Source organism: Streptomyces piniterrae (genome assembly GCF_005048155.1).
Taxonomy (GTDB): Bacteria; Actinomycetota; Actinomycetes; order Streptomycetales; family Streptomycetaceae; genus Streptomyces; species Streptomyces piniterrae.
The window spans coordinates 20,371-43,707 of the sequence record NZ_SUMB01000016.1; the positions used below are offsets into that span (position 1 = coordinate 20,371).

Genomic DNA, 23,337 nt, shown 5'->3' on the forward strand with positions numbered 1-23,337 from the left:
GCGGCCCCACACTAATGGTTCGCGCCGGTGCGTCGGCCTGGTCCGTACACAGCAGGCCGCCTCCGGCGAGTGGTGCGCTGGAGGCGGAGAGTTCGATATGGGCGGATATAGGAAGGTGGAGTTGGGGCGGTGCGGCGGTACGGCCCGCTGGGCCGCGCGCCGCCGGTCGGGCCGGCTGCCGGGTCATTTTCAGACGGCGGCCTTCTTCAGCCGGCGCCGCTCGCGTTCCGACAGGCCGCCCCAGATACCGAAGCGCTCGTCGTTGGCGAGGGCGTATTCAAGGCACTCGGAGCGGACTTCGCAGGCGAGGCAGACCTTCTTGGCCTCGCGAGTGGAGCCACCCTTCTCCGGGAAGAAGGACTCGGGGTCGGTTTGCGCGCACAGTGCGCGCTCCTGCCAGCCGAGCTCCTCCTCCGCCTCCTCGACCAGCAATTCCTGGAACAGCTCGGTCATGTGCGCCCCTCGTCTGTCTTATACGTCCCCGTGATCTCGCCGTGATCGAAAACGGCTGAACGACACGAGTGAAATTACAAGTGTGCTGATCCGGGCCAGTCAAGCCGAGATCTGCTATTGGGCCTCTTATTCACTCTGCGGAACCAAGCGTATGCGGAAAGTGTTCAAATCATCCAAAACCAGGACACATCCCCGGCTGCACTCCCTGGACTCTCCCGGCGTTTCCGTTCATCACCGGAGACGCGCACAGACGGCATTCGCGTTGCACCCCCGCACACCGAAGCGGGGAAGATCACAGAGAGATCACAAGACCGCAACGGCATCCGGAAACCGCGGTTGACGGGCGACCTCTCCCTGACAACGAGTGCACAAACCTTTCGCCGGACGGAGTAACCGGATGAGGTGAATGATTTGCCGCACAACAGACATGAAGTTGACATCTCACGGTGAACCCGGTCTCCTTGGTCGCATGCCAGTGACTCCCGCGCCCCGACTGACCCGTGCTTACGGGTCGCTTTGCGCTGCGCAGTCCCGCTGTCGCTGTTCCAGCTGTTGAAGCCACTGAGCTCCAGCTTTCTTCGCTCGCACCACCCCGCAGCGCCCCTGCTCCGCGACTTCCGCGCCGCGCCCCCCACAGGGACAAGCCGGCGCCGTGCCGCACCCCGTTCGCGTCACCCCAGCTCTTTCGCCGAGGAACCCGAAGCACATGAACAGCGACGTCCAGATCGGCGGCGACCCGCTCGCCATCCCCCACCTGCTGCCGCCCGTCCCCGCCCACCCGACCACCGTCGCCGGCTTCGCGGGCCTGGCACGCCGGATCGCAGCGGACCGCGACTCCTGGGCCCCCCTCGTCCGGTACGACACCACCACCCGCTGGTACCACCGGCTGCTTACCGTTCCCCAAGCTCTCGGCTCCGCTCGAGCAGGGGAGGCCCCAATCGGCTACGAGGTGTGGCTGCTGAGCTGGGTGCCGGGACAGGGCACCGGCCGCCACGACCACGGGCCCTCCTCCGGCGTACTGACCGTCCTGGAAGGCGAGTTGACCGAACACACCGCCGCCGGGCCCCGGACGCTGCGGGCCGGAGCCGAGCGGGTCTTCGCCCCCGGATACGTCCACGAGATCGTCAACGACGCCCTGACACCCGCCGTCAGCCTGCACGTCTACTTCCCCGGTCTGACCGAGATGCCGATGTACAGCGGCCGATACGCGACGCCCGCCGAGGAACTCGCGACCTCCTGAGCCCCCACCCCTGCCAGACTGTGCCCCATGCGCATTGTGGTTCTGGCCGGCGGTATCGGCGGCGCCCGCTTCCTGCGGGGACTGAAGGCAGCGGCTCCGGACGCGGATGTCACCGTGATCGGCAACACCGGTGACGACATCCATCTGTTCGGGCTGAAGGTGTGTCCCGACCTCGACACCGTGATGTACACGCTCGGCGGCGGCATCAATGAGGAGCAGGGCTGGGGCCGTACCGACGAAACCTTCCGGGTGAAGGAGGAGTTGGCCGCCTACGGAGTGGGCCCCGACTGGTTCGGGCTGGGCGACCGGGACTTTGCGACGCACATCGTGCGCACCCAGATGCTGAGCGCCGGCTACCCGCTGAGCGCCGTCACCGAGGCGCTGTGCGCCCGCTGGAAGCCCGGCGTACGGCTGCTGCCGATGTCCGACGACCGGGTCGAGACCCATGTGGCCGTCGACGACGAGGGCGAGCGCAGGGCGATCCACTTCCAGGAGTACTGGGTGCGGCTGCGGGCCTCGGTGCCCGCGCACGCGGTGGTGCCGGTCGGCGCCGACCAGGCCAAGCCGGCGCCCGGTGTGCTGGAGGCCATCGCCGAGGCGGATGTGGTGCTCTTCCCGCCGTCCAACCCCGTGGTGAGCATCGGCACGATCCTGGCGGTGCCGGGCATCCGCGAGGCGATCGCGGACGCCGGGGTGCCGGTGGTCGGTCTGTCGCCGATCGTCGGGGACGCCCCCGTGCGCGGCATGGCCGACAAGGTGCTGGCGGCGGTGGGCGTGGAGTCCACGGCCGCCGCGGTCGCCCAGCACTACGGTTCCGGGCTGCTGGACGGCTGGCTGGTCGACTCCGTGGACGAGGCGGCGGTCGCCGAGGTCGAGGCGGCCGGGATCCGCTGCCGCGCCGTACCGCTGATGATGACGGATGTGGACGCCACCGCCGCGATGGTCCGCGAGGCGCTGGCGCTGGCCGAGGAGGTACGGGCGTGACCGGTACTGCCGAGGTGCCCGGGTACCGGGTGTGGGCGCTGCCGGGGATCCCCGAGGTGCGGCCCGGCGACGACCTCGTCAAGCTGATCGCCACCGCGGCGACCGGCGACGGGCTCCCCGGACTCGCCGACGGCGATGTCCTGTTGGTCACCTCGAAGATCGTCAGCAAGGCGGAGGGCCGGGTGGTCGAGGCCACCGACCGCGAGGCGGCGATAGACCAGGAGACGGTGCGGGTCGTGGCGCGCCGCGGTGCGCTGCGGATCGTGCAGACCCGGCAGGGCCTGGTGATGGCCGCGGCCGGCGTCGACGCCTCCAACACCCCTTCGGGAACGGTGCTGTTGCTGCCCGAGGACCCGGACGCGTCGGCCCGCGCCATCCGGGCGGGCCTGCGCGAGGCGCTCGGCGTCGACGTCGGCGTCGTCATCAGCGACACGTTCGGGCGGCCCTGGCGCGCCGGACTGACCGATGTCGCCATCGGCGCGGCCGGTGTGCGGGTGCTGGACGACCTGCGCGGCGGTGTCGACGCGTACGGCAATCCGCTCAGCGCGACGGTGGTGGCCACCGCCGACGAACTGGCCGCCGCCGGCGACCTGGTGAAGGGCAAGGCCGACGCGCTGCCGGTCGCGGTGGTGCGCGGGCTCCCCCAGGTCGTCACGGACGGCGAGGAGGGCGACGGTGCCGGGGCGCGGGCGCTGGTGCGCGACGCGGCCGACGACATGTTCCGGCTGGGGACCTCCGAGGCGGTACGGGAGGCGGTGACGCTGCGGCGCACCGTCCGGGAGTTCACGGATCAGCCGGTGGACGGCGACGCGGTGCGCCGGGCGGTGGCCGCGGCGGTGACCGCGCCGGCCCCGCACCACACCACGCCATGGCGGTTCGTCCTGCTGGAGTCCGAGGAGTCGCGGACCCGGCTGCTGGACGCGATGCGGGACGCCTGGATCGCGGATCTGCGCGGCGACGGCTTCGGCGAGGAGTCCGTCGCCAAGCGGGTACGGCGCGGCGATGTGCTGCGCCGGGCGCCGTATCTGGCGGTGCCGTGTCTGGTCATGGACGGCTCGCACAGCTACCCGGACGCGCGGCGCAACGCCGCCGAGCGGGAGATGTTCGTGGTCGCGGGCGGGGCGGGCATCCAGAACTTCCTGGTCGCGCTGGCCGGTGAGCGACTGGGTTCGGCCTGGGTGTCGTCGACGATGTTCTGCCGGGAGGTCGTCCGGGAGGTCCTGGGGCTGCCGGACGAGTGGGATCCGATGGGCGCGGTGGCCGTGGGGCATCCGGCGGCTCCGCCGCGGGAACGCCCCGACCGGGACGGGGCGGACTTCGTCGTGGTGCGCTGACCTGTCGGACGCGCCCTACAGCCGGGCGATGTTCCCCACCGGGAAGCGCGGGGCGCGGCGCGGCGGGGTGTGTCCCGAGAGCAGGATCAGGCGGGCCGCGCGGTGCCGCTGGCCCTCGTAGGGGGCGAGGAGTTCGAGCATCTCCTCGTCGGTGGTGCCGCGGCGGCCGGTGAGGGCATAGCCGATGATCTTCGGCAGGTGCAGATCGCCGACGGTGATCGCGTCCGGGGCACCGAGGGTGCGCTGCAGCGTCTCGGCGGCCGTCCACGGGCCGATGCCCGGGATGGCCGTCAGCCGGCGGGTCGCGTCGGCGAGGTCCATCTGCGCGGCCTCCTCCATCCGGCGGGCGGCGCGTACGGCACGCAGGATCGCGGACGAGCGCTTGGCGTCGACGCCCGCGCGGTGCCACTCCCAGGACGGGATCAGCGCCCAGCCGCGGGGGTCGGGCATCACCCGCAGCCGCTCCCACGGGCCGGGGGCGGGCTCGCCGTGCCGTTGCAGCAGCAGCCGCCAGGCGCGGTACGCCTCGTCGCTGGTGACCTTCTGCTCCAGGACCGAGGGGATCAGCGACTCCAGGACCAGGCCGGTCCTGGCGAGCCGTACGCCGGGGTGGCGGCGGCGCGCCTCGTGCACCAGGCGGTGCCGGGCGGTCAGCGCCGTCGGGTCGTCGGACTCCCCCAGCAGGTCGGGCAGCCCCGCCAGCAGCCAGTCGGCGCCGGGGCCCCAGGCCTCGGCCTCGACGCTGCCGTCCGCCGGGCGGGCCGCGACGCGGAGCGTGCCGGGCCCCTGGGGGGTGCGGCAGGCCCGCCACACGGCGCCGCCGCGCACCGCGAACGCCGGATCGCCGGGCCCGCGCTGGAGCACGCACAGAGTGCGGTGCAGGTCGTAGGGGCCGGGCGGAACCCAGGTGCGGGCGGGCATGCGGCCAGATTAGGCGATGGGTGTGACAGCGGGTGGGGCGTCGGCCGGGGTCCTGTCGGGTCGGCGGTTCCTACTGGTCGGACGAGAAGCGGACCGCGCCGTCCGGGATTCCGGCGCCGCACCAGATGCGGATGCCGTCGCGCAGTTCGTTGTCGGCGCCGATCCGGGCGCCGTCGCCGATGACCGCGCCGTCCAGGACCGTACGGGCGCCGATGCGGGCCCCGGCGCCGATCAGTGAGTCGCGGATCCGGGCGCCCGGTTCGATCACCGCGCCGTCGAGGACGGCGCTGCCGTCGATGCGCGCGCCGGCGCCGACGACGGCGCCGCGGCCGACGACCGTGCCGCCGGTGAGCTTGGCGTCCGGGGCGACCTCGGCGGTCTCCAGGACCAGCCGGTCGCCGCGGCGGCCGGGCACGGCGGGAGACGGGGCACGGCCCAGGACCAGGTCGGCGGAGCCGCGGACAAAGGCCTGCGGGGTGCCGAGGTCGAGCCAGTAGGTGGAGTCGACCATGCCCTGGAGGTGGGCGCCGTCGGCCAGCAGTCCGGGGAAGGTCTCCCGTTCGACGGAGACCGGGCGGCCGGCCGGGATGGTGTCGATGACCGACCGGTTGAAGACATAGGCGCCCGCGTTGACCTGGTCGGTGACGATCTCCTCGGGGGTCTGCGGCTTCTCCAGGAACGCGGTGACCCGGCCGGTGTCGTCGGTGGGCACCAGGCCGAAGGCGCGCGGGTCCTCGACCCGGGTGAGGTGCAGGGAGACATCGGCGCCGGAGGTGCGGTGGGTGTCGACGAGGGCCGGGATGTCGAGGCCGGTGAGGATGTCGCCGTTGAAGATCAGGACCGGGTCGCCGGGGGCGGAGTGCAGCCGGGCGGCGACGTTGCGGATGGCGCCGCCGGTGCCGAGCGGCTCCTCCTCGGTGACGTACTCCAGGTGCAGTCCGAGAGCCGAGCCGTCGCCGAAGTACGGCTCGAAGACCTCGGCGAGGTAGGAGGTGGCGAGAACGATGTGCTCGATGCCTGCGGCCCGGGCGCGAGCCAGCTGGTGGGTGAGGAACGGCACGCCGGCCGCCGGGACCATCGGCTTGGGCGTGTGCACCGTCAGCGGGCGCAGCCTGGTGCCCTTGCCGCCGACCAGGAGGATCGCTTCTGTCACTGTCGCCTTCTGTTCGCTTCTCCGCCCGCGCAGCGCAGCGGTGCTGGCATCGTCGTCGCCCGCGGCCCGGCGGCTGCGCGTGCGACGCTCACGTTGTCCTTCTGCTTCCTGCCGGGGCCGGCGCCGGTCGGCGGACCAGTGTAGGCAGACGGTTCCCCGGTCCTTACCCGGCGGTACGCGTCCGGCGCCCACGGGTGGGAGCACCCGTGGCCGGTAGGACGCAGGAGGCGCGGGAAAGGTTCAGTGATCGGCGGGGTGGCGCTGGGGTGAACGCCGCGGTGGCGGTGCGGCGACCGGGCCCCCCGCGACCGGCGCCGGGGCGGCTCAGCGGCCCTGGAGCTGGGCGGCGAAGTCGCGGATCTGGCCGAGTTTTTCGTAGAGGCGGGTGCCGGGGCAGTGGGTGTGGAAGCCGTCCCGGTGGCCGGAGATGACGTTCAGTCCGGCCTCGCGGCCCTGCTCGAAGCGGTTGCCGCCGGCCGACGTCAGTCGGGTCGTGCCGCGCGGATCGGCGCCGTACAGCCCGAGCTTCCAGGCCGTCAGCCGGGCGACGCCGCGCACCGCGGCCCTCGGCGGCTCGGTGGTGGCGAAGGTGCCGAGGACGGCGACGCCCATGCTGTTCTCGTTGAAGCCGCGGGTGTGCGCGCCGAGGACCGGTTCGGTGACGCCGCCGGCGCGGCCTTCGTAGACCGTGCCGCATTTGTCGACGAGGAAGTTGTAGCCCATGTCCCGCCAGTGGGTGCTCTGGACGTCGTACCGGTAGATGGCGCGGATCACCGAAGGCGCCTGTGCGCAGGTGTAGTTGTTGCCGGAGGCGCTGTGGTGGACGAAGGCGGCGCGCACGGTGTCGGTGTAGCGGTGGTCGCCGCGGCGGAGGCTTTCGTCGGCGCCCCAGCCGGCCCGGGTGACGATCCGCGGGCGCGGTCCGACGTACCGGTGGGCGGCGGTGCGCTCCGGGTCCTTGGCGACGGCCTCCTCGGACGCGGCCTTGTCGAGCGCCGGGAGTTCGGCCGCGGCCGCCGGGGCCGGCGGGGCCGCGCCGGGGTCGACGAGTTCCAGCCGCAGTCCGCGCGGCAGGTCGCCGCGGGCCCGGCGGCCTGGGGCGGGGGTGATGCGCAGCTGGACGGCGTCGGACTCGCCGACCCACAGGGGTGCGGTGCTGCCCCGTACGCGGGTGCCGTAGCGGTCGGCGGCGTCCAGGTCGGGGGCGTCGTCGTGGTGCGGCTGTACGTCCTGCCAGGGGGACCAGGCCGCGGTGCCGGTGGGCCGGGTGCGGACCTGGATGCGCCCGTGCAGCTCGGCGTCGGCGTCGTCCCAGACGACGCCGACGAGGGAGAACGGCCGCACCGGGTGCGCGGTCAGGCCCCGGCTGCCGGGCGCGGGGGAGGTGTCGCCGAGGGCGCGCCGGGCGGTCGGGCCCGGGTCCGCGGCGATCGGCAGCGACTGGGTGCTGCCCGGCGGTTCGGACGCGGCCGGGGAGTGGCCGGCGGTGCGGGGTACGCCGGTGCGCGCACCGGCCGCCGTCGGTGCGAGGCCCGGGGCCAGCGCGGCGGCGCACGCGACACCGAGGCACGTCACAAGAAGGGAGCGCATGGACAGCATGGACAGCATCGTCGGACGGCCGGCCGGAACCCGCCATCGGTGATCTGACGGGGCATCGGCCGAACCGGTGGCCCGTTTCCCGGGCCCGACCATCCGTCAAAGGCCGCCGCGCGTACCCTGGCCGCGATGAACGCCACCGATCGCACCCCCGCCGACCTGCTGCGTTCCGCGCTCGCCGCGGACCCGGCCCGCCCGCTGGTGACCTTCTACGACGACGCCACCGGTGAGCGCGTGGAACTGTCCGTCGCCACCTTCGCCAATTGGGTGGCGAAGACCGCCAACTATCTCCAGGGCGATCTGGCCGCCGAGCCCGGCGACCGGCTCGCGCTGCTGCTGCCCGCGCACTGGCAGACCGCCGTCTGGCTGCTGGCCTGTTCGTCGGTCGGCGTGGTCGCGGACGTCGGCGGCGATCCGGCCGGCGCTGACCTCGTCGTCAGCGGCCCGGACACGCTGGAGGCGGCGCGCGGCTGTTCCGGTGAGCGGGTGGCGCTGGCGCTGCGGCCGCTGGGCGGCCGCTTCCCGCAGCCGCCGGCGGGCTTCGCGGACTACGCCGTCGAGGTGCCGAGCCAGGGCGACCGGTTCGCCCCGTTCGCTCCGGTGGACCCCGGCGCCCCGGCGCTGGCCGTCGGCGGCGAGGAGCTGACCGGTGCCGGGATCGGGGCGCGCGCCCTGGCCGACGCCGCCGCGGCCGGCATGCCGGAGGCGCCGCGCATCCTGTCGAGCCTGCCGTACGACACCTGGCAGGGCCTGTCGTACGGGCTGTACGCGCCGCTGGCGACGGGCGGCTCGGTGGTGCTCTGCCGCCATCCGGAGCAGCTGGCGGCGGACCGGGCGGCCGCCCGCGAGACCAGCGAGAAGATCACGTTCGGGGCGCCGGGCCCGTCCGCCTAGGACCGTTCCGCCCCTGCCCCGTCGGACAGGCCCCGGGGCCGCGCTCCCCCGTCTCCGCCGTGTCACTCCCCCGTCCGGCGGACCGGATTCCCGTCGAAGCGGGCCGGTCCGCCCATTTCGGTCCATGATCTTGGGTACTGCCTATCACCAGGCGCCGGGTCCGCCCGTCTCCTGTTCGTACCCGGGCCCCGCGTACGGGTGCGCCGCCGATTCCGTGAGGGAGGGACGCACAGGTGACCAGATTCGGCGGCTGGGCCGAGCGCCCCGCGGGGCGGCGGACGTCCGGCGGCCTGCGCCCGCCCGGCTCCCGGCGCCGCTGGATGCGCTGGGCGGCGCTCGGCGTGGCGGCGCTGGTGCTGCTCGCGGCCGGGACCGGCTGGGCGCTCTACACCAGGCTCATCGGCAATATCCGCAGCGACAGCGACACCCAGAACGAGCTGGAGAGATACGAGGCGGAGCGGCCCGACCCGGGCCCGCCGAACGTCGAGAACATCCTGCTGATCGGCTCCGACACCCGTGGCGACGGCAACGGGGAGTACGGCGCGGACAGCGGCACCCAGCGCTCGGACACCACGATCCTGCTGCACCTGGCGGCGAACCGGAAGAGCGCCACCGCGGTCAGCATTCCGCGTGACCTGATGGTGCAGGCGCCGCACTGCAAGCGCTCCGACGGCAAGGAGATCGACACGCAGACGGTGCAGTTCAACTGGGCGTTCCAGTTCGCCGGCGCCGCCTGCACGATCCGTACCGTCGAGCGGATGACAGGCATCCGGATCACCCACCACATGATCATCGACTTCGTCGGCTTCAAGAAGATGGTGGACGCGGTGAACGGCGTCGAGGTGTGCCTGCCCCGGGCCATCAACGACCCGGCGGCGCATCTCGTGCTGCCCCCGGGACGCCAGACGCTGCACGGGGAGGCCGCGCTGGGCTACGTACGGGCCCGGAAGAGCCTGGGCAACGGAAGCGACACCCAGCGTATGGAACGGCAACAGGAGTTCCTGGGCGCTCTCGTGAAGAAAGTGAAAAGCAATGGTGTGCTCCTCAATCCGACGCGGATGTATCCGCTGTTGGATGCCGCGACGAGTTCGCTCACCACGGACGAGGATCTGGCTTCGCTGACCGGTCTCTACGAATTGGTCCGCAGCATGCGCGGCATTCCGACCGGACGGATCCAGTTCCTGACCGTGCCGCGCACGGAGTACCGCTACGACGCCAGTCGTGATGAGCTGGTGCAGCCCGCGGCGGAGCGGCTTTTCGGGCAGCTGCGCAGGGATCTTCCGGTGAAGGTGGGCCCCGCGAAGGATGCCCGTGACGTCACCACGCCTTCTTCGGACGGCAAAGCCGCCAGGTCGCGACCGCCGTCCGAAGGTTCCGACCCGACCTTTCCGGGAACCACCGCGGAACGCGGGATCTGCGAATAAAGACCACGCAAAGTACGCTCGGCGACTCGAATGGATTGGGCGGATTGCCCAGTTGTAGGGAAGTGGAATTTGTCACGGGCGTCGCTCCACGCTGAACTGGGCGGATAGTGTGAGCGGTCCGGTCCGCACGACCAGCTGGCCGTTACCTGTGACCGTGTTAACCATGTAGCGCACAATCGACCGACCGAGCGCCTTGAGGGGATGGCGCCGCGTGGCACCGACGGAGGACTCAAGGCACCGTGGACGCGCAAGGCCGTGGGCGGGCGGGCGACAACGTCGATCCCGCCGATCAGTGGGTGTTCGATCCGGACACCGGAAACTACGAGCTGCGGCTTGACCCTGCCGGTCAAGCGGCTGCCCGGCCCTCTCCCCGCACCGTGCCCGGCTCCAGACGCGCCCAGCGGAATCCGGGTGGCGGTCGCGCGGCCGGTCCGGGCTCGGGTGGCGACACCGACACCCGTCCGCTGCCCACTCAGGGCGGTCGCCGGCGCGAGGGCACCGCGGCAGGTGCCGGCGCGGGCGAGCGCCCCACCGGCGGCCGGGCGGAGCGACGGGCCGCGGAACGCTCGGCGATGGCGTCCGCGGCGGGCCCGGCGAGCCGCCGCAAGCGCAAGCCGAAGAAGTCCGGGAAGAAGAAGGCCCTGTACTGGACGGCCGGTGTGCTGGGCTTCGTCCTCGTGGCCGCCGCCGGTGGCGCGTACTACCTCTACGCGCAGCTGGACGGCAATATCGACAAGGTCGACGTCGGCGTGGAGAACGAGGCGGTCACCGACGGCCCGGTCAATCTCCTCATCATCGGCACGGACGCCCGCTCCGGTAAGGGCAACCAGGGCTATGGCGACGCCGGCAGCGTCGGGCACGCGGACACCACGATCCTGATGCATGTGTCCAAGGACAGGTCGAATGCGACGGCGCTGAGCATTCCGCGCGACCTGATCACCGATATCCCGAACTGTCCGACGAAGCAGCCGGACGGCTCGACGAAAAACATTCCCGGCGAAAAGAACGTCCGCTTCAACACCAGCCTCGGCCAGGCGGGCCGCGACCCCGGCTGCACCTGGCGCACCGTCGAGAAGCTGACCGGCCTGGATATCACGCACTTCATGATGGCCGACTTCAACGCGGTCAAGGATCTGTCCGAAGCTGTGGACGGCGTCGAGGTCTGCGCGGCCAAGCCGATCAACGACCCCAAGTCGCACCTGAAGCTGTCGGCGGGCCGCCATGTCGTCAAGGGCGAGCAGGCGCTGGCCTTCGTCCGCACCCGGCACGCCATCGGATTCGGCAGCGACCTGGACCGGATCAAGATGCAGCAGCAGTTCCTCAGCTCGCTGATCCGCAAGCTGAAGTCCGACGCGTTCTCCAGCCCCGGCAAGCTCTACGACGTCAGCCAGGCGGCGACGAAGGCGCTCACCGTCGACACCGGCATCGGCACCGCGAAGAAGCTGCTGGACTTCGGCACCGACCTCAAGCGGGTCGACATCGACAAGGTCACCTTCGCCACCGTGCCGGTGCTGGACAACCCCGACGACCCGGCCACCGTCATACTGAACAAGACCGCCGCGGACCCGCTGTTCCGGATGGTGCAGGCGGACCACACCCTGGCCAAGAGCAAGAAGAAGGGCAAGAAGAGCGCGCCGGTCAAGAAGGCCCCGGCGGAGCTCGTCCGGGTCGACGTCAGCAACGGCGGCGGGCCGATCGGCGCGGCGCAGGAGACCGTGGACTGGTTGCAGAACACCAAGGGCGCCAGGCTCTCCACCAACGCCGGCAACGCCCCCTCGAAGGTGGCCACCACCCGCCTGGAGTACGCGCCGAACCAGGCCGACCAGGCCGCCACGCTGGCGGAGTGGATGGGCCTGCCGAAGAGCGCGCTGAAGAAGTCGGCGCAGGACGCGGGCGACCGCGTACCGATGAAGCTCGTTCTCGGCAAGGACTTCACGGCACCGGGCACCCCGGTCGAGGCGCCGACGGAGACGCCGGACGGAGTGCAGAACGTCAACGCGGACGACAAGAACCTCTGCGCCAAGTGAACAAAGTCGTCCGGGCCAAGTGAACAGAGTGAGATCCGGCCGCCCGCCAGGGCGCCGAGCGCACCACAGAACTGACAACGGGGAGAGGCCGAATGCGGCAGAGCAGTGTGCGTGGTGACCGATCACGTGGGCGCCAGGGGGGCGCGCGGCAACTGGGCTGGGAGGACAGCCCGTACGAGGAGGCCGGCCTGCCGCCGGACGCGCCGGGCTGGGAGCCGCCGGAGGACGGCAGCGTCCCGGCCGACGCGGGGGACCCCCCGTCCGACGGGGGCGGCCGCCGCAAGGGGAAGCGGGCACGCCGCGGCAAAGGCGGCAAAGGCCGCAAGGCGCTGCGCTGGACCGCCCTGGGTGTCGGCCTGGTGCTGGTCGGCGGGGCGGCCGCCGGCTATCTCTACTACGAGCACCTCAACGCCAACCTCCGCAAGGCCCCGCGGTCCCTGGGCGGCGGCGGTCTGAAGAAGCCCGATCCCAACGCGTTCGGGCAGACCCCGCTGAACATCCTGCTGCTGGGGTCGGACGGCCGGAACAACAAGGAGAACATCAAGCTCGGCGGCGCCCGGCAGGACGCCGACCGCAAGCCGCTGGCCGATGTCCAGATGCTGCTGCACGTCTCCGCCGACCGCAGCAACATGTCGGTGATATCCATCCCGCGCGACACCCGGGTGCCGATACCCAAGTGCACCGACCCCAAGGACGGCACGGTCTATCCGCAGACCACCGCGGCCATCAACCAGTCGCTCCAGCACGGCGGTCCGGGCTGCACGCTCGCCACCTGGCAGGAGCTGACCGGCATCTACATCGACCACTTCATGATGGTCGACTTCGGCGGCGTCGTGGAGATGGCGGACGCCATCGGCGGCGTCCCCGTGTGCGTCGACCGCAACGTCTACTCGCACGACAGCCAGGGCCACGGCAGCGGGCTGAAGCTGACGAAGGGCACCCACTCCGTCAAGGGCGTCCAGGCCCTCCAGTGGCTGCGCACCCGCTACGGCTTCGAGGACAACACCGACATCGGCCGGGCCAAGGCCCAGCACATGTACATGAACTCCATGGTCCGCCAGCTGAAGAAGGACGCCAAGCTCACCAACCCGGGAGAGCTGAACGATCTGGCCGAGGCCGCGACCAACGCGCTGACCGTCGACGAGAGCCTGGACACCGTCAAGAAGCTCTACGACCTGGGCGGCGACCTCTCCCGGGTGCCGACCAAGCGCATCACGATGGTCACCATGCCGTGGCAGTACGGGCCCGGCGGCGGGTATGTCGTCCCCAAGCCCGGCGAAGCGGAGCAGACGTTCGCGCTGCTGCGCAACGACGTCGCGCTGGACGGCAAGGACGCCAAGAAGAAGCCGGCGCCCGACCCGAAGCCGTCAACTGCCAAGGGCGCCCTGGAAGTTGTGGTCCAGAACGGCACCAACAGCTCCGTCTCGGGACCGGTCTCCGGCCGGGCGGGCGTCGTCCAGCAGCGGCTGGCCGCGCTCGGCTACACGGCGGCCGGCACCGACTCCGGCCTCACCACACAGGCCGACACCACGATCACCTACAAGGACAAGGCGCAGCGGGGCGACGCGCTGGCGCTCGCCAAGGCGCTGGGCCTGCCCAAGGGCGCGGTCAGGGAGTCCAGTTCGGCCACCGGGATGCGGCTGGTGGTCGGCAACGACTGGCGCGAGGGGTCGGTGTACCCGGAGAAGACGGGCGACGACAAGGCCGCCGACAAGGCGCCGGAGAGCGCGGACGCGCTCAACGGCGAGGACAAGAAGGCCTGCATGAAGGTGAATCCGCAGTACACCTTCTAGTCGTACGGCGTTCGGGACGGCGGACGTGGGCGCGGCCGAGGTGCCGGCCCACTGGACGCCGCCCGGAGGAGCCGCGACCCGACGGCCAGGACCGCTGCACGATCAGCGAGGTCGCGGCGTTCACCGGGCTCAGGGCGCACACCCTGCGCTGGTACGAGCAGATAGGTCCGATGCCGGACGTGGAGCGCTCCCACACCGGCCGGCGCCGCTTCGGCAACAGGGACCTGGACTGGCCCGCCTTTGTGCGCAAGTTGCGGCTGACCGGGATGCCGGTCGCCGACATGGTCCGCTTCGCGGAGCTGGTCCGCGGGGGCGAGGTCACCTTCGACGAACGGCGGGAGATTCTGCAACAGGCCCGACGCGACGTCGTCGCGCGCCTCGCGGAGCTGCAGGACACCCTCGCCTGCACAAGATCGCAGCCGACCATGGCGCCACCACGGCGCAGATCGCCCTGGCCTGGGTGCAGCACCGCGCCCGGGCACACGGCATGACCGTCGTGCCGATCCCCGGGACTCGGAAGCGCAGCCGCCTGCTGGAAAACGCCGGGGCCACCCGGATCGCGCTGACCTCCGAGGAGCTCGCGCTGCTGGAGCCGATCGCCGGCCGGGTGGCGGGCGACCGCTACCCGGACATGTCCCTCACCTCCGCGGCGCGGGAAGCCCAGGTCCCTACTCGGCCTCGGCCGGCTGCGTCTGTACTGCCGGCCGGCGGCTGGCGATGACCTTCTTGGCGAGCGAGCGCGGGCTGGTCAGGAAGCCGACGCCCCACGACATGTGCATGGTCGCCAGGGCCACCGGGATCTGGGCGCGCGCCTTCAGCGACAGGCCCTTGCCGGCCGGCACCGAACCCGCGGCGATGGCCGCCAGGTAGCCGGCCGGGACGACGAAGCCCCACGGGGTGAGGGCCGCGGCGACGACCACGCCGGCGGCGATCGCGCACACCGCGGTCGGCGGCGCGAGATAGCGCAGGTTGATCGAGCCGGAGTGGTAGCGGGCGACGACGTGCCGCCACTTGCCGTAGTCCTTGTACTGCTTGGCCAGGGCCTTGATGCTCGGCCGGGGCCGGTACTGGACCTTCAGCTCCGGGGAGAACCAGATCTGGCCGCCGGCCTCGCGGATCCGGAAGTTCAGCTCCCAGTCCTGGGCGCGGATGAACTCCTCGTTGTAGCCGCCCTGCTGCTCCAGCGCCTCGCGGCGGAAGACCCCCAGGTAGACGGTCTCGGCGGGGCCCGCGGCGCCGCCGGTGTGGAAGGCCGCGTTGCCCACGCCGATCTTCGAGGTCATCGCGGCGGCGACGGCGTCCTCCCAGGCGTTCTCGCCCTCGGCGTGCATGATGCCGCCGACGTTCTGCGCGCCGGTCTCCTCCAGGAGCCGGACGGCGGTGGCGATGTAGTTCGGCGAGAGCATGCCGTGGCCGTCGACGCGCACCACGATCGGATGGCGGGACGCCTTGATCGCGGCGTTCAGCGCGGCGGGGGTGCGGCCGGTCGGGTTCGGCACGGTCTGCACCCGGGCACGGGCGTCCGACGCGGTCTCGGCGACCAGCTCGGCGGCGATCTCGTCCGTACGGTCCGTGGACGGGCCGAGGGCGATCACCACCTCCATCTCGCCGGCGTACTCCTGCTCCAGGATGTGCCGGACCGCATTGCGCAGGTGACGTTCCTCATTGAGCACCGGCATGATCACGGAGACGGCCGGGGGCTGCTGCTGGGGCATGGTTCCTCGGGGGTACGGCCCGCGGCGGCCGCCATCGGCGGCAGCGCTCGCCGGGAGACTGCGATATTCCGCCTCACGTTACCGCGAACGGGGGACAGTGGCGGACGGCAGCCGGGTGGCCGGGCGGCCGGTGCCCGGCGTGTGATGCTTTGCAGCCGATCGTATGGGACTACGGTGTCCTGGTCGGCTTCGTCCTGCCCGTCCTGCCCCTCCCGTACGCCGCTACGCCCTGCCGCCATGCCGCCGGCTGCCGATCACATCCGTCCCGCCGCGGAGGTGTCCCCCGTGACCGCGCCGTTCCGCTCACCACGCCCCGCGCCGCGCCGGCCGGCCGGGCGCCGGTATCCGCCGCGGAAGCGCTGGCGGCTGCGGACATACGCGGCCGCCTCCCTGCTGGTACTGGCCGCGAGCGGCGTCGGGCACGCCATGTTCACCGGCGTCGAGAGCGGGATCGGCCGGGTGGACGCCTTCAAGGGCATGAGCGACCGGCCGCCCGGGGGCAGCGGCGGCCTGAACTTCCTGATCGTCGGCACGGACGGCCGGGACAAGCTCTCCAAGGAGGAGCGCAGCCAGTACCACCTGGGCGGCGCTCCCTGCCACTGCACCGACACCCTGATGCTGGTGCACCTCTCCGCCGACCGGGGCCGTGCCAGCGTCGTCAGCCTGCCGCGCGACTCGTACGCCGAGGTGCCCGCCCACACGGACGCCGCCACCGGCCGGCCGCGCCCCAAGCACCCCATCAAGCTGAACGCGGCGTACGCGGAGGGCGGCCCGAACCTCACCGTGCGGACCGTGGAGCACATGACCGGTGTGCACATCGACCACTACCTGGAGGTCGACTTCACCAGTTTCATGCGGAGCGTGGACGCGGTCGGCGGGGTGGAGATCTGCACCGTGCGGCCGCTGAAGGACAGCTACACGGGCCTGGACCTGCCGGTCGGCAAGGCCACGCTCAACGGTGGGCAGGCGCTGCAGTACGTGCGCTCCCGGCATATCGACGGCTCCGCCGACCTCGGCCGGATGCAGCGTCAGCAGCGCTTCCTGGCCGCCCTCATCCACAAGATCACCTCCTCCGGAGTGCTGATGAACCCGATCCGCTTCAAGGACGTCGCCGACACGATGCTGGAGTCCGTACGGGCCGACGGGGGCTTCGACGCCAACGACATGGTCGACCTCGGGCGGGCGATGCGCGGCTTCACCGCGTCCTCCTCCGAATTCACCTCCGTGCCGCTGGACAAGAGCGCCGTCACGGTGCCGGGCGTCGGCTCGACCGTGCGCTGGGACCCGGTGGCGTCCCGGGAGGTCTTCGACGCGATCCGCGAGGACAAGGCGCTGGCGACTCGCCCGGTCAGGAAGAAGCCGCGCGGCAGGGTCGTGGACGTACCGCCGGCCCAGGTCCGGGTGCATGTCGACAACGGCTCGGGCCGGCCGGGACTGGGGACGACGGCGGCGAACCAGCTGCGCGCCGGCGGGTTCGTCACCGCCGGCGCCCCGGCGCCGGCGGCCGTCGCCCCGCGTACCGTCCTGGCCTACGACCCGCGCTGGGACCGCTCGGCGCGCACGCTGTCCGCCGCGCTGCCCGGTGCGGAGCTGCGGCCGGTGACGGGGCTGGGTCCGGTGCTGCGGGTGACGGTCGGCCAGGACTTCACGGCGGTCCGGCCGGTGCGGGCACAGGAGCCGGCGCCGGAGCCGGCCGGCATCTCGACGATCACCGGTGACGAGGCGGTGTGCCCATGACCGTCCCCCCGCCCCGCAGGAGGCTGCGGCCGCCCGCGGGCCGCCCGGAATCGGACCGCTACGCCCGCCGCGCCGGGGTCGCCTTCGCGGCGTTGTTCCTGGTCGCGGCCACCGTCGCCGCGGCGCCGCCGGCCCCCGCCGACCCGACCGGCTGCGGCGCTCTGGTCCGCGGTCAGCTGTGTCTGCGCGGCCCTGTGGGCGCCGAGGGGACGTACACCGCGACCTACCGGCGGGAGACCGCCGGCGACGAGATCACCGTGCGGCTGGGCTACCAGCGCAAGAACTCCAAGATCACCGCGTTTCCCGGCTGGTTCGGCAGCCGGCGCACGCAGCGCGGCGCCGCGGGCCTCGGCGGTCACGTCCAGATGCTCCCGGACGAGTGCATCCGGGGCGTCATGGAGCACCACGAGACGGTCTTCGTCACCAAATGGAGCTGCGGATGATCTCCGCTTGTTGCCGCCCGCGGCACCACCGGCATCACTCACCCATCGGCACCGCCGAACCAGAGGCTCGGACTCCTTAGGGGCGCATCGTGTGGCAGGTCGTACTCGGCATCACTCCCACCACGGTGGCGCTCTTCCTCGCCGCCGCGCTGACGCTGGGGCTGGCCCTCGCCCTGTGGGCCGCCCTGTCCCCCGGCAGCGGCGCCCCACGCACCACGGCGGTGGCGCTGCTGGGCGGCTGGCTGCTGCTTCTCCTGGTGGCGACGCTGCTGCCCAGCCAGCCGATCGGCTCGGGGGACGCGACGGTGTGGTGGCTGCCCGGTGAGGGGCTGTTCGATCCGGGCGCCCAGTTGCAGGCCGAGGAGCTGGCGATGCTGGTGCGGCAGGAGATCGCCAATGCCGCGCTGTTCCTGCCGGTGCCGCTGCTGCTGCGGTTCGCGGCGCCGCACTGGCCGGCCGCCGCGGCGTTTCTGTGCGGGGTGGGGCTGTGTGTGGTGATCGAGGCGGCGCAGCTGGTGATGCGGGCCGGGCGGATCGCCGATATCGACGATGTGCTGTGCGCGGCGGCCGGCACGGTGCTCGGTTCGGCGCTGGCCGCCGTGGCGCGGCTGACGGTGACGCTTACGCGTCGTCGAGTCCTTCCGCGGCGCGTCGTTCGCGCAGGTCCATGATCGCGCGGCGTCGGGCGAGGCGGTGCGTACGCCGGATCTGTGCCTCCTGGTAGCGGCGCTTGTCGCGCTCGGTCTCGGGGAGCACCGGCGGCACCCGGCGCGGTTTGCCCTGCTCGTCCACGGCGGCGAAGACGAGATACGCCGAGCCGACCTGCTGGGCCGGGCTGGACTCGTTCCACCGCTCGGCCAGGACCCGTACGCCGACCTCCATCGAGGACCGGCCGGTCCAGTTGACCTGGGCCTTCACATGCACCAGGTCGCCGACGCGGACCGGCTCCAGGAACGCCATCTCGTCCATGGACGCGGTCACCGCAGGTCCGCCGCAGTGGCGGCCGGCCACCGCGCCCGCCGCGTCGTCGACCAGCTTCATGATCACGCCACCGTGCACCGTCCCGAGGAGGTTGGTGTCGGCGGCGGTCATGATGTGCGACAGCGTGGTGCGGGAGACGGAGGTCGGCTTGCCGGCCGGCTCGCCGTCACCGCTGTTGGTGACGAGTTGGGTCATGCAGCCAGCGTAAGCGGGCGCTCTGACGGCAGGCGCCGCACCGGCCGTGACGTAGCTCTCCGCCGCGGGCTCGGTGACGTGACGTCCGTCTCCCCGGCACCGCCGGAAACCATCCGGAATGGATGCTTCCATCGCCCGCGCCGGAATGGTCATGCCCCCTTGCGGTATGCGACGGAAAGCCGTCGTCGCTTTGCATCAGCTCTGCAACAGCCCCGGTCCGATCCGGTACCCGCCCTATGGAGCAGGGGGCGGTGGCGTGCACACTGCCTCGTATGAATGAGTGGCCCAACGGGTGGTCTGGCGACCAGAGCGGCAACCGATACGGACGCGGCAGCGGCGGCGACCCGGAGAGCGCGCGCGCCATGCCGCAGGTGCGGCGCGACGCGGCCGCCGGCTACCCGCGCCGCGAGCCGCCGGTGCCGCCGTCGATGTCCCCGCGCCGGAGCACGGTGCCGCAGCAGTCCCAGGGCTACGACGCTTACGACGACTACGACAGCGGCTACAACACCGGCCAGGTCTACGGCGACGGCGGCGGCCGCGGGCGCGGCGGCGACGGCTACGACGGTTTCGACGACGGCTACGGCGCCCGGCCGCGCCCCCGCTGGGGCCGCCGCATCAAGTGGACCGTGCTGACCCTGGTCACGGTGCTGCTCGTCGCCTCCGTCGCCACTTACTTCTGGGCGGACGACAAGGTGCGCCGCGAGGTGGACCTGAGCAAGGTCATCGACCGGCCGGAGGCCGGCGACGGTACGAACTACCTGATCGTCGGCTCCGACAGCCGCGAGGGCATGACCGCCGAGCAGAAGAAGAAGCTGCACACCGGCTCCGCCGAGGGCAAGCGCACCGACTCCATGATGATCCTGCACGACGGCGCCAACGGCCCAACGCTGATCTCGCTGCCCCGTGACTCGGACGTCGAGATACCGTCCTTCGTCGGCTCCGACTCGGGCAAGAAGTACCCGGGCACCGGCCGGCACACCAAGCTCAACGCGGCCTACGCCGAGGACGGCCCCGAGCTGCTGGTCCGCACCGTCGAGTTCAACACCAAGCTGCACATCGACCACTACGTCGAGATCGGCTTCGCCGGGTTCGCCAACATCGTGGACGCCATCGGCGGCGTCGAGATGGACATCCCCAAGGGGTTCAAGGACAAGGACTCCGGCGCCGACTTCAAGGCCGGCAAGCAGACCCTGGACGGCCAGCAGGCGCTCGCCTTCGTCCGGACCCGGCACGCGTTCGCCACCCAGGACCTGGAGCGCACCAAGAACCAGCAGAAGTTCCTGGCCACCCTGGCGAGCCAGACCGCCACCCCGGCCACCATCCTCAATCCCTTCAAGCTCTACCCGACGATGAGCGCCGGCCTGGACACGCTCATCACCGACAAGGACATGAGCCTGTGGGACCTGGGCCAGATGTTCTTCGCGATGAAGGGCGTCACCGGCGGCAGCGGCAATTCCATGAACATGCCGGTCTCGGGCAGCAACGGCGGCAACCTCGTCTGGGACAAGGCCAAGCTCCAGAAGCTGGTCACCCAGCTGAAGAACGACGAGCCGGTCACCGTCTACGACAACTGACGGACGGCCCGCACAGCAGAGGGGCCCGTACCGCGGCTGCGGTACGGGCCCCTCTGCTTGTCTTCCCGCTTCTGCCTACTGCGGCAGATTGCGCGCCATCACGATCCGCTGCACCTGGTTCGTGCCCTCGTAGATCTGGGTGATCTTGGCGTCCCGCATCATCCGCTCCAGCGGGTAGTCACGGGTGTAGCCGTAGCCGCCGAGCAGCTGGACGGCGTCCGTGGTGATCTCCATGGCGGCGTCCGAGGCGTAGCACTTGGCGGCGGCGCCGAAGAACGTCAGGTCCTCGTCCTTGCCGCCGGCCGAGATCCGCTCGGACTTGGCGGCCGCGGCGTAGGTCAGCTGACGGGCGGCCTCCAGCTTCATGGCCATGTCGGCGAGCATGAACTGGACGCCCTGGAAGTCGCCGATCGGCTTGCCGAACTGCTTGCGCTCCTGGACGTAGCCCTTGGCGTAGTCCAGGGCGCCCTGGGCGACGCCGAGCGCCTGGGCCGCGATGGTGATGCGGGTGTGGTCCAGGGTCTTCATGGCGGTGGCGAAGCCGGTGCCCTCGGCGCCGATCATGCGGTCCGCGGGGATGCGGACGTTGTCGAGGTAGACCTCGCGGGTCGGCGAGCCCTTGATGCCGAGCTTCTTCTCCGGGGCGCCGAAGGAGACGCCCTCGTCGCCCTTCTCCACGACGAAGGCGCTGATGCCCTTGGAGCGCTTCTCCGGGTCGGTGACGGCCATGACCGTGTAGTACTCGGAGACGCCGGCGTTGGTGATCCAGCGCTTGACGCCGTTCAGCACCCAGTAGTCGCCGTCGCGGACGGCCTTGGTCTTCATGCCGGCCGCGTCGGAGCCGGCGTCCGGCTCGCTCAGGCAGTACGAGAACATCGCGTCGCCCTTGGCGAGCGGGCCCAGGTACTTCTTCTTCAGCTCCTCGGAGCCGGAGAGGATCACCGGCAGCGAGCCGAGCTTGTTGACCGCCGGGATGAGGGAGGAGGAGCAGCAGACCCGGGCCACTTCCTCGATCACGATGACGGTGGCCAGCGCGTCGGCGCCGGCGCCGCCGTAGGCCTCCGGTACGTGGACGGCGTGCAGGTCGTTGGCGACCAGCGCGTCCAGCGCCTCCTGCGGGAAGCGCGCCTCCTCGTCCACGGCGGCGGCGAACGGCGCGATCTTCGCCTCGGCGAGCGAGCGCACCGACTCACGGAGCATGTCGTGCTCCTCCGACGGCCGGTACAGGTCGAAATCAGCGGTTCCCGCCAACGTTTCTCACTCCCTGAGAGCTGTACTGAAGTGCTAACTACCGTTAAGTAACCCGTTACGTAACGCGATTCTAGGCGTCCGACCGGGTTACGGGTACGTGAGGTTGCCGACAAGATACGAAGGTGGGCGGCACCGGCGGCTGGAGTACTCCGTTCCGGGCCCGACTATGCTCGTCCAGCGCCATTTTCCCCGCACGCCCCCGCCCGTCGCCCGACCACCACCCCTCAACGCCGGCGCTGCGCGCCGCAGCATTGTTTTGGAGAGCACCAATGCCCCTCAAGATCACAGTGATCGGCACCGGCTACCTCGGCGCGACCCACGCCGCCGCCATGGCCGAGCTGGGCTTCGAGGTGCTGGGGCTGGATGTGGTCCCCGAGAAGATCGAGATGCTGCAGCGGGGCGAGGTCCCGATGTACGAGCCGGGCCTGGAGGAGCTGCTGCGCCGCCATGTCGCCGGGATCGAGGGCTCCAGCGGGCGGCTGCGCTTCACCACGTCCTACGAGGAGGCCGGCGCCTTCGGCGACGTCCACTTCGTCTGCGTGAACACTCCGCAGAAGCACGGCGAGTACGCCTGCGACATGTCCTACGTGGAGACCGCCTTCGCCTCGCTGGCGCCGTATCTGACCCGCCCGACGCTGGTCGTCGGCAAGTCGACGGTGCCGGTGGGCAGCGCGGCCCGGCTCGCCGAGCGGCTGACCGCGCTGGCCCCCGCGGGCGAGGCCGCCGAGCTGGCCTGGAACCCGGAGTTCCTGCGTGAGGGGTTCGCCGTCCAGGACACCCTGCACCCGGACCGGATCGTCGTCGGCGTCGCGAGCGAGCGGGCCGAGGAGCTGCTGCGCGAGGTGTACGCGACGCCGATCGGCGAGGGCTCGCCGTTCATCGTCATGGACTATCCGACGTCCGAGCTGGTGAAGACCTCCGCCAACTCCTTCCTGGCCACGAAGATCTCCTTCATCAACGCGATGGCGGAGGTGTGCGAGGCGGCCGGCGGCGACGTGGTGAAGCTGGCCGAGGCGATCGGACACGACGAGCGGATCGGCAAGAAGTTCCTGCGGGCCGGCATCGGTTTCGGCGGCGGCTGCCTGCCCAAGGACATCCGGGCCTTCATGGCGCGCGCCGGTGAGCTGGGGGCCGACCAGGCGCTGACGTTCCTGCGCGAGGTCGACTCGATCAACATGCGGCGCCGCGGGCACATGGTCGAGCTGACCCGTGACGCGGTGGGCGGCGGCTTCCTCGGCAAGCGGGTGGCCGTACTGGGCGCGACATTCAAGCCGGACTCGGACGACGTCCGCGACTCCCCCGCGCTCAACGTGGCCGGCCAGATCCACCTCCAGGGCGGCCAGGTCACCGTCTACGACCCCAAGGGCATGGAGAACGCCCGGCGGCTCTTCCCGACCCTCGGCTACGCGGACACCGCGCTGGAGGCGGTGCGCGGCGCGGATGTCGTCCTGCACCTCACGGAGTGGCGCGAGTTCCGCGAGCTGGACCCGGGCACGCTCGGCGAGGTCGTCTCCGAGCGGCGCATCCTGGACGGCCGCAACGCGCTCGACCCCGACCTGTGGCGCAAGGCGGGCTGGACGTACCGGGCGCTGGGGCGTCCGCAGGCATAACGGCCACTGAGC

At 71.6% G+C, this 23,337-nt stretch carries 20 protein-coding genes and 1 pseudogene; 14 read left to right on the forward strand and 7 right to left on the reverse strand.

What is annotated here, in order from left to right; all coding sequences use genetic code 11:
• Positions 1–189 precede the first annotated feature (189 nt).
• Positions 190–453, reverse strand: coding sequence for a WhiB family transcriptional regulator (locus FCH28_RS34155; RefSeq protein WP_136744116.1), 264 nt, complete (start codon positions 451–453; stop codon positions 190–192).
• 706 nt (positions 454–1,159) lie between these two features.
• Between FCH28_RS34155 and FCH28_RS34160 the strand changes: the two genes are divergently transcribed.
• Genes FCH28_RS34160 through FCH28_RS34170 form a run of 3 tightly spaced genes read left to right on the forward strand, consistent with a single transcriptional unit; the run spans position 1,160 to position 4,011 of the window.
• Positions 1,160–1,693 carry a cysteine dioxygenase gene (locus FCH28_RS34160; RefSeq protein ID WP_136744117.1) on the forward strand — a complete coding sequence of 178 codons (534 nt, stop codon included), beginning with the start codon at positions 1,160–1,162 and terminating at the stop codon, positions 1,691–1,693.
• A 27-nt stretch (positions 1,694–1,720) separates the two neighbouring features.
• Entirely contained in the window at positions 1,721–2,677 is a 957-nt protein-coding gene (cofD, locus tag FCH28_RS34165; RefSeq protein ID WP_136744118.1) for a 2-phospho-L-lactate transferase, read from the forward strand.
• Positions 2,674–4,011: a coenzyme F420-0:L-glutamate ligase gene (locus tag FCH28_RS34170; RefSeq protein ID WP_136744119.1), complete on the forward strand. Its 1,338-nt coding sequence runs from the start codon at positions 2,674–2,676 to the stop codon at positions 4,009–4,011. The genes cofD and FCH28_RS34170 overlap by 4 nt, the downstream gene beginning before the upstream one ends.
• A 15-nt stretch (positions 4,012–4,026) precedes the next feature.
• Here FCH28_RS34170 and FCH28_RS34175 read toward each other — a convergent pair whose 3' ends face one another.
• From FCH28_RS34175 to FCH28_RS34185, 3 genes are all read right to left on the reverse strand, one after another.
• On the reverse strand, positions 4,027–4,932 hold the full coding sequence (locus FCH28_RS34175) for a DNA-3-methyladenine glycosylase family protein (RefSeq protein ID WP_136744120.1): 906 nt from the start codon (positions 4,930–4,932) through the stop codon (positions 4,027–4,029).
• 70 nt (positions 4,933–5,002) lie between these two features.
• Complete coding sequence (manB, locus tag FCH28_RS34180) at positions 5,003–6,085, reverse strand: mannose-1-phosphate guanylyltransferase (protein WP_136744121.1); 1,083 nt, start codon at positions 6,083–6,085, stop codon at positions 5,003–5,005.
• Between the two features lie 324 nt (positions 6,086–6,409).
• Complete coding sequence (locus FCH28_RS34185) at positions 6,410–7,675, reverse strand: peptidoglycan recognition protein family protein (RefSeq protein WP_136744292.1); 1,266 nt, start codon at positions 7,673–7,675, stop codon at positions 6,410–6,412.
• A gap of 135 nt (positions 7,676–7,810) precedes the next feature.
• Here FCH28_RS34185 and FCH28_RS34190 point away from each other — a divergent pair, with 135 nt between their 5' ends.
• The 6 genes and pseudogenes from FCH28_RS34190 to FCH28_RS39570 form a co-directional block, all read left to right on the forward strand.
• Positions 7,811–8,575, forward strand: coding sequence for a TIGR03089 family protein (locus FCH28_RS34190; RefSeq protein ID WP_136744122.1), 765 nt, complete (start codon positions 7,811–7,813; stop codon positions 8,573–8,575).
• 233 nt (positions 8,576–8,808) lie between these two features.
• Positions 8,809–9,999, forward strand: coding sequence for an LCP family protein (locus FCH28_RS34195; RefSeq protein ID WP_425472060.1), 1,191 nt, complete (start codon positions 8,809–8,811; stop codon positions 9,997–9,999).
• Positions 10,000–10,238: 239 nt separating this feature from the next.
• On the forward strand, positions 10,239–12,026 hold the full coding sequence (locus FCH28_RS34200; protein ID WP_136744123.1) for an LCP family protein: 1,788 nt from the start codon (positions 10,239–10,241) through the stop codon (positions 12,024–12,026).
• Positions 12,027–12,118: 92 nt separating this feature from the next.
• Positions 12,119–13,819, forward strand: coding sequence for an LCP family protein (locus FCH28_RS34205; RefSeq protein ID WP_136744124.1), 1,701 nt, complete (start codon positions 12,119–12,121; stop codon positions 13,817–13,819).
• Positions 13,786–14,310: a MerR family transcriptional regulator gene (locus tag FCH28_RS39565; protein WP_136744296.1), complete on the forward strand. Its 525-nt coding sequence runs from the start codon at positions 13,786–13,788 to the stop codon at positions 14,308–14,310. The genes FCH28_RS34205 and FCH28_RS39565 overlap by 34 nt, the downstream gene beginning before the upstream one ends.
• Positions 14,223–14,477 (forward strand): annotated as a pseudogene (locus FCH28_RS39570) (aldo/keto reductase); the annotation flags it as partial. The gene FCH28_RS39565 and the pseudogene FCH28_RS39570, both read left to right, overlap by 88 nt.
• A gap of 10 nt (positions 14,478–14,487) precedes the next feature.
• On the opposite strand, the gene FCH28_RS34220 reads toward FCH28_RS39570, so the two are convergent.
• Positions 14,488–15,534, reverse strand: a complete 1,047-nt coding sequence (locus FCH28_RS34220) for a glycosyltransferase family 2 protein (RefSeq protein ID WP_136744125.1) — start codon at positions 15,532–15,534, stop codon at positions 14,488–14,490.
• A gap of 237 nt (positions 15,535–15,771) precedes the next feature.
• On the opposite strand from FCH28_RS34220, the gene FCH28_RS34225 reads away from it, so the two are divergent.
• The 3 genes from FCH28_RS34225 (at position 15,772) to FCH28_RS34235 (ending at position 18,385) form a co-directional block, all read left to right on the forward strand.
• Positions 15,772–17,271 carry an LCP family protein gene (locus tag FCH28_RS34225; RefSeq protein WP_484422079.1) on the forward strand — a complete coding sequence of 500 codons (1,500 nt, stop codon included), beginning with the start codon at positions 15,772–15,774 and terminating at the stop codon, positions 17,269–17,271.
• Complete coding sequence (locus FCH28_RS34230) at positions 17,268–17,714, forward strand: hypothetical protein (protein WP_136744127.1); 447 nt, start codon at positions 17,268–17,270, stop codon at positions 17,712–17,714. Before FCH28_RS34225 ends, FCH28_RS34230 begins: the two co-directional genes overlap by 4 nt.
• 89 nt (positions 17,715–17,803) lie before the next feature.
• Positions 17,804–18,385 carry a VanZ family protein gene (locus FCH28_RS34235; RefSeq protein ID WP_136744128.1) on the forward strand — a complete coding sequence of 194 codons (582 nt, stop codon included), beginning with the start codon at positions 17,804–17,806 and terminating at the stop codon, positions 18,383–18,385.
• Here FCH28_RS34235 and FCH28_RS34240 read toward each other — a convergent pair.
• Entirely contained in the window at positions 18,336–18,890 is a 555-nt protein-coding gene (locus FCH28_RS34240) for an acyl-CoA thioesterase (protein WP_136744129.1), read from the reverse strand. The genes FCH28_RS34235 and FCH28_RS34240 overlap by 50 nt on opposite strands.
• Before the next feature lie 272 nt (positions 18,891–19,162).
• Here FCH28_RS34240 and FCH28_RS34245 point away from each other — a divergent pair, with 272 nt between their 5' ends.
• Positions 19,163–20,464, forward strand: a complete 1,302-nt coding sequence (locus FCH28_RS34245; RefSeq protein ID WP_136744130.1) for an LCP family protein — start codon at positions 19,163–19,165, stop codon at positions 20,462–20,464.
• 75 nt (positions 20,465–20,539) lie between these two features.
• Here FCH28_RS34245 and FCH28_RS34250 read toward each other — a convergent pair whose 3' ends face one another.
• Positions 20,540–21,715: an acyl-CoA dehydrogenase family protein gene (locus tag FCH28_RS34250; protein ID WP_136744131.1), complete on the reverse strand. Its 1,176-nt coding sequence runs from the start codon at positions 21,713–21,715 to the stop codon at positions 20,540–20,542.
• A gap of 269 nt (positions 21,716–21,984) precedes the next feature.
• Here FCH28_RS34250 and FCH28_RS34255 point away from each other — a divergent pair, with 269 nt between their 5' ends.
• Positions 21,985–23,325 (forward strand): UDP-glucose dehydrogenase family protein, encoded by a 1,341-nt coding sequence (locus FCH28_RS34255; protein WP_136744132.1) that lies wholly within the window; start codon positions 21,985–21,987, stop codon positions 23,323–23,325.
• Positions 23,326–23,337: the final 12 nt, after the last annotated feature.

Excerpts from the sequence above, each read along its gene's own strand:
- FCH28_RS34230 (WP_136744127.1), top strand. The coding sequence starts at position 17,268 with ATGACCGTCCCCCCGCCCCGCAGGAGGCTGCGGCCGCCCGCGGGCCGC.
- FCH28_RS34155 (WP_136744116.1), bottom strand. The coding sequence starts at position 453 with ATGACCGAGCTGTTCCAGGAATTGCTGGTCGAGGAGGCGGAGGAGGAG.
- FCH28_RS34240 (WP_136744129.1), bottom strand. The coding sequence starts at position 18,890 with ATGACCCAACTCGTCACCAACAGCGGTGACGGCGAGCCGGCCGGCAAG.
- cofD (WP_136744118.1), top strand. The coding sequence starts at position 1,721 with ATGCGCATTGTGGTTCTGGCCGGCGGTATCGGCGGCGCCCGCTTCCTG.
- FCH28_RS34225 (WP_484422079.1), top strand. The coding sequence starts at position 15,772 with ATGCCGCCGGCTGCCGATCACATCCGTCCCGCCGCGGAGGTGTCCCCC.
- FCH28_RS34160 (WP_136744117.1), top strand. The coding sequence starts at position 1,160 with ATGAACAGCGACGTCCAGATCGGCGGCGACCCGCTCGCCATCCCCCAC.
- FCH28_RS34205 (WP_136744124.1), top strand. The coding sequence starts at position 12,119 with ATGCGGCAGAGCAGTGTGCGTGGTGACCGATCACGTGGGCGCCAGGGG.
- FCH28_RS34255 (WP_136744132.1), top strand. The coding sequence starts at position 21,985 with ATGCCCCTCAAGATCACAGTGATCGGCACCGGCTACCTCGGCGCGACC.
- FCH28_RS34190 (WP_136744122.1), top strand. The coding sequence starts at position 7,811 with ATGAACGCCACCGATCGCACCCCCGCCGACCTGCTGCGTTCCGCGCTC.
- FCH28_RS34220 (WP_136744125.1), bottom strand. The coding sequence starts at position 15,534 with ATGCCCCAGCAGCAGCCCCCGGCCGTCTCCGTGATCATGCCGGTGCTC.
- FCH28_RS34175 (WP_136744120.1), bottom strand. The coding sequence starts at position 4,932 with ATGCCCGCCCGCACCTGGGTTCCGCCCGGCCCCTACGACCTGCACCGC.
- FCH28_RS34185 (WP_136744292.1), bottom strand. The coding sequence starts at position 7,675 with ATGCGCTCCCTTCTTGTGACGTGCCTCGGTGTCGCGTGCGCCGCCGCG.
- FCH28_RS34245 (WP_136744130.1), top strand. The coding sequence starts at position 19,163 with ATGAATGAGTGGCCCAACGGGTGGTCTGGCGACCAGAGCGGCAACCGA.